The sequence below is a fragment of the Pedobacter sp. genome, from assembly GCF_035566355.1.
In the GTDB taxonomy this organism is placed as follows: Bacteria; Bacteroidota; Bacteroidia; order Sphingobacteriales; family Sphingobacteriaceae; genus Pedobacter.
Genome location: NZ_DATMRL010000461.1, coordinates 1 through 6,101 on the forward strand (window position 1 = coordinate 1; position 6,101 = coordinate 6,101).

Genomic DNA, 6,101 nt, shown 5'->3' on the forward strand with positions numbered 1-6,101 from the left:
ACAAAGTACTTTCAAACACATTATCATGAAAACAATTAAATCAATAATTTCTTCAGATCCAATGATCGGTTATGGGTTATTAGCTATTTCCCTTTCTTTTTTAATTTTTGCATGCTCTGCAATAGGATTTAGGATTGGTCAGGATGACAATTTTGGAATCTTTATAGCCACTTTTGCAATTACTGCATTCTATACGATATCTGTCCTCTTTACTGCTTTTGCAAAACACAGATGGGAAATCTCTAAAAGTAAAATCGAGTATACTGTGATTTTAGCTGTTTTATGGTTCATCAGCGCATTTTCCTTGAACCTGGAAATGAACTTGTTTGATCAATCTGTTCCATGGTTATGTTTTTTCATTATCTCTTCGGCACTCTCCTTAATCCTTGCACTATTCAGAAATGCTCTCCCTCCTTTTGCAAGAAATGTCACATTCTTTTTTCTCGGAACAGGTCTCGTCCTGTTTCTATATTATGCTCTTTACCTTGTCCCATTTTATGTTTTAAGTATACCGGCAGCTATTGCCTTGGGTATATCCATTCATACCTATATCCCCCTTATTTTGTTTATCCTGACTTTAGTTTTATTTAATCGAGCTTTAAAAGACCACGGAAAGATCAAATATTTTTTCTATTTGGGGATTGCTTTCCCAATACTTGTTTGTATTTCCTTTATCTTTTACTCAAAAAGCATCAATAACCAAATCAATAGTATTGTAAATCAAAATACATTGTCGGAAGGTAAATTACCCTCCTGGGCAGTTATTGCTCAATCAATTCCACGAAACAGACTAACAGAACGTTTAATGAAGGAAGACCTGGTGTACAAAACCATCAACTTAAACAGCAACTGGTGGTGGGGTAATTTCTCAGGAAGATCCTTTGATGAGCCGTTGCAGCACGACCCGATTATGGTTATCGCCCGACTGTTTGTAGAAAAGACAAACCTGGATCAGAGCGACAGGATAAAAATACTGGAATCTATGTACGATTCCAGACATAAAGCCCAGGAAAGATTATGGTCAGGCGATCAGTTGCAGACAGCCAACATTGTCACCAACGTACGGCTTTTTCCCGAATATAGAATGGCTTATACTGAAAAGGTCTTGAGTATCCGCAACAACGATAAAAAAAGATGGCGAAATGCACAGGAAGCAATTTATACTTTCCATTTACCTGAAGGCGCTGTGGTAAGCTCTTTGTCCTTATGGATCAACGGTCGGGAAGAAAAAGCCTACCTCACCACAAAAGCAAAAGCAGATTCTGCCTATAAACAGATTGTTGGTGTGGAACAGCATGATCCCTCTGTAGTTCACTGGCAGGAAGGCAATACTGTCAGTGTAAGAATATTCCCATGTACAGTTGAGGAAAATAGAAAATTTAAAATTGGAATCAGCAGTCCGCTTAAAAAGCAAGGGGATATATTGAGTTACAGCAATATCTATTTCGATGGACCAGAGGCAAGAAATGCCATAGAAACCCTACAGCTTACCTACTCCACTAAACCAAATAATCTAAACTTAAATAGCGATTATGAAGAGATTAAACCAGGTATTTATCAGCTCACCAGAAACTACAAATCCGATTGGGAAATAGCTATTAAGGATGGACCACTTTCGCCGGCAACTTTTTCCTTTGATCAGCAATCCTATCAGGTCAGAAATTATGTGCCGGATTACGCAGACTTCAATGCGAGTGTCATTTACCTGGATCTGAATCAATCGTGGACGAAAAAAGAATTTGATGAAGTCTGGAGTAAAATACATCAAAAGAAAGTATTGGTCTTCGACGATCAAATCATTTTAGTGAATGACGACAATAAAAATGAAGTGTTCAAAAGAATGAGCAAATTAAACTTCAGTCTGTTTCCAATTTATAAGATCAATCATCCCGAAGGAGCGCTCTTTATCTCTAAAAGTTCAGAAATGTCCCCTAATTTGGGAGATCTTAAAGAAAGTGCATTTGGAGAAAAGTTAACCGAATATCTACAGCAGTCGCCAAAAATCCGCCTATACACGCTTGGAACACAACTTTCACCCTATTTAAAAGCACTTAAAGAATTACGAGTATTTAACTTTGATTCCGGCACTCCATCAAAGCTTTCAAGCCTGCTGGAAAAGAGGAAATTCATCCGGGAACAAGAAAACGAAAGCAAAGTGGTAATAGACGCAGCTGAAATGTTCATCGAAACAGCCAAAGGAGATCCCACAGGAAATGCTCCTGACCACCTAATGAGGTTGTTCGCTTACAACCACATCCTTAAAAAGGTGAGCAGCAATTACTTTAAAGCCAATTTCATCCAGCCGGATGTCATAACGGAGGCGGAAAGTGCGAATATTGTAACACCTGTTTCCAGTTTGATCGTATTGGAAACCCAAAAAGATTACGAACGCTTTGATATTGAGGAAAATAAAAACAGCCTTAAAAATGCGTCTATGAAATCATCAGGTGCAGTTCCAGAACCTCATGAATGGGCCTTGATCATTTTAGCTGCCGGGACCATTCTTTACCTGACATACAAACCCAAATACTCAAAAAAGGCCTTTTAAGATGGTTATTAATCAGTTAAAAATACATTTTCTGTTCATCTGTCTGCTGCTGATCTACCTGGGAATGTCTGTTGTATTTCTTCGTGAATACTTCGTTTGGACATCCACATTGATTACGGCAGTTATTATAGCTCCATATATTTGTACCATAGAAAGGGGGATATTCTCGTTGCGGTATTTGATACCGACATTAATAACTATAGCAATAGCTTCCATAGTTCCGGTTAAAACGACTTTGTTCTTCACCATCCTTTTTGCAACTTTATTTCTCATAGAAAATGGACTGGGCAAAGTCAACAGTATGGCCATCTTCCTGCTCCTCCTCATCTCCCCCATCTTTAATTATGCAAGCAGCGCACTGGGGTTTCCAATTCGACTTTTGTTGAGTGAATTGGCTGCATCAATACTGAGCTATACCGGCTCCCACTATAAATCAGAGGGGAACATGATTACTCATGATGGTTTTGAATTCTCTGTCGATCAGGCCTGTGCAGGGTTAAACATGCTCGCAGTATCTTTAATTTTAGGGCTTTTCCTCATCACATATTATCAAAAAAAATTAAATAAACGCATTTCTTTCCAACAGGCGGTAATCTTGCTTTCCATTACGGTTTTAATGAATATTTTATGTAATCTTTTTAGAATTGTGCTATTAATTTTATTTAAAGTAATGCCAGACAACATTTTACATGAACTCATTGGTATTATTTGCTTCATTACCTATCTCATTATCCCTCTTGTCTATATCGTAAAATTATTTTTCAAACATTTTATTAAACAGCAACACCTAAATCCACAAACTACTGCCAGCCAGCTCATTTTAAGGTATCAGCTTGTCCATTTTGCTCTACTGACTGCTGCGCTATTCATATCCTCCAAATTAAAAAGCGGAGATCATGTCGGAAAGTTAGCAAACCAGGTTCAAATCCAAGGCTATAAAAAAGAAAATTTAGAAAATGGAATTATGAAATTCGAAAATAGCCAGTCACTCATCTATCTCAAACCAACTATCTTTTATGCGCCCGAACACAATCCAATGGTCTGTTGGAAAGGAAGTGGATATGACTTTAAATCGATCAAAAAGGAAATAATTTCAGGTCGGGAAATTTATACTGGAACCTTGATAAAAGGCAATGATATAATTTATACAGCCTGGTGGTTTGAAAGTAAACAATTGAGGACAATCAACCAGCTAAGCTGGCGCTGGAAAGCATTGAAAGATAACAATCAGTTCTACTTAATCAACATTAACGCATCCAGTCCTCTCGTACTAATCAAAACCATAAAAGAAATGCTTTTAAGATAATCAATCAGAATACTTAAAATATCCGAGATTTAATAACTACTCTTCTTTTAGCGCTTTCACAGGATTGGTTCTTGCAGCCCTATAAGACCGGAGACTTACAATTACAAAAGTAAGTCCTAAAGAGGCCGTCATCGCCAGAGCAAATGGCCAGAAGGTCATATCAATCCGATAAGCAAAACCTGCCAGCCATTTATGGATATAAATGTAAGCAACAGGCCAGGCCAGTAGATTTGCAAAAAGCACCATTCTCAAAAAAGAACTGTTCAACATCGCAACCAGTTCGAATGTACTCGCTCCCAATATTTTACGAATAGCGATTTCTTTGATTCTTTGAGCAGAAACAAACGAGATCAAGCCAAACAAACCAATGAAAGAAATGAAAATGATAATCGCCGCAAACACTTTAAAAAGTGCTCCCATGACCTGTTCTGTCCTGTAATACTGATTAACCTGGTCATCTAAAAAAACAGCTCCATAAACATGATCAGGAAAAATGCTGTTCCATTGCTGTTCAATTTGTTTCATTGCCGGCAAAATAGATTTGGTATCCAGTTTTACCGCAATAGCATAATATTCCGTTTTTGAAGTGGAAATTGCAACAGGAGAAATCATTTCATGCAGCGATTGATCAACAAAATCCTGTACGACTCCTACAATAATCCCCTTACTGGTTTCCATTGTAAAGGATTTCCCCAATGCCTCCTCCGGATTTTTTACTTTAAGCTTTTTCAGAAGCGTCTCATTCACCACAAATTCCTTAATTGTATCACTTTTATAAAAAGCCCTTCCTGCGATGATCTTCATTCCAAATGTGTTGAAATAATCTTCGTCTGCCGATTTAGCGCTAACAGAAAAATCAGCCTTCGGTTTATGATCATAGGAAAAATCTGTATCATAATTGTTATTGGACGTCGGCGCTGCATTACAAAAGCTCAGGCTCTTCACCCCAGGAATAAGAGCTAGTTTCTCTTTCAAAAGCCCAAATTTAGTCTTGCTCAAACTATCTGTAGGTACGTCTACTATGGCTGTGGTCTTCGTACTAAAACCAAGCGGCTTTTCACGGATATATTTCATTTGGCGGATTACCACCAAAGTTCCTATGACCAGCATTGCCGTAATGGAAAATTGAACCAGCATTAAAATTTTCCTTAAGTTTAATCCGCCAGCGTCTGATCTTATTCCTTTATTCTTAATGGCCAGCACGGGACTAAATCCAGACATCACTATAGCAGGATAGAATCCAGCAAAAAAGCCGACAGAAATCCATAAAATCCCAACAAAGAACCAAACTGAAGGATAAGTTAAAAATCCGAATTTAATATCCGATTGCAAAAGGCTAGATAGTCCGGGTCCTGCAAGCTCTACAAATACTCCGGCAAATATCAATGCAACAGAGGTAATTAATCCGGTTTCCCATAAAAACTGCCAGGTCAATTGATTACGCGAGCTCCCCATTACTTTACGCACGCCAACTTCTTTTGAACGGTTGATCATCTGGGCGGTTGCCATGTTAATAAAATTAATGCAGGCAGTAAGCAATAAGAACAAACCAATAATCCCCATCCCAATTATTAATTTCATGGGTACAGTCTTATTTGCCGGGTTTCCTACTCTTTCATCATAATGTAGTTCATGAAGAGGCTGCAATAAATGGTTCACTTTCCCCACCATATCCTTACCGCGATATTGATCAGCCGTAAATCTGGAAAGTGCGTTTTCAAATTCGCGTATATTTGTACCTTTTCTAAGCAATAAATAACAATTGGAACCACTTCTTATCGACGTCCAATTTTTGTTGTTCTTTTTCGGATAACTCGCATAACTGAGTATAATATTCAGAGGAAAACTTGTATTTTCCGGAAGATCATCTATGATACCAGTCACTTTAAGATCAATTTTATTTTGAAAATTAATGGTCCTGCCTATTGCCTCTTTATAGTCCCCAAAATATCTAAGAGCCATCTTCTTAGAGAGCACCATGGTATTTGGCTGAGATAGTGAACTGATGGGATTTCCCAATAACCATTGCATATTGAAGACATCAAAGAACTCTGGTCCCGCATAAAATATATCTTCGGCAGTTTTTATCTTTTCCTTTCCCAGTCTATCTTTAATTTTCAGGATCCCGCCGCTAAGTTGAAGTGCTGCTGCCCTTTCAACCTGTGGAAACTCTTCTTTGATCGCCTGAGTAAGCGGTATAGAAACGCCTTGAGAATAATCTATAGTTCCTGAATAATCAAATGAAGT

3 protein-coding genes are annotated in these 6,101 nt (G+C 38.0%); 2 read left to right on the top strand and 1 reads right to left on the bottom strand.

Translation table 11 applies throughout. The annotated features are described in order from the left end of the window. The first annotated feature begins 25 nt into the window (after positions 1–25). Both VNZ46_RS17820 and xrtN read left to right on the top strand, forming a co-directional pair. A complete protein-coding gene (locus VNZ46_RS17820) occupies positions 26–2,548 on the top strand; it encodes an XrtN system VIT domain-containing protein (RefSeq protein ID WP_325561385.1) in 2,523 nt (840 codons plus the stop codon). 64 nt (positions 2,549–2,612) lie between these two features. After that, positions 2,613–3,854, top strand: a complete 1,242-nt coding sequence (gene xrtN, locus VNZ46_RS17825) for an exosortase N (protein WP_325561387.1) — start codon at positions 2,613–2,615, stop codon at positions 3,852–3,854. 36 nt (positions 3,855–3,890) lie between these two features. Here xrtN and VNZ46_RS17830 read toward each other — a convergent pair. After that, a partial coding sequence (locus VNZ46_RS17830; RefSeq protein ID WP_325561386.1) for an ABC transporter permease occupies positions 3,891–6,101 on the bottom strand: 2,211 nt, incomplete at its 5' end.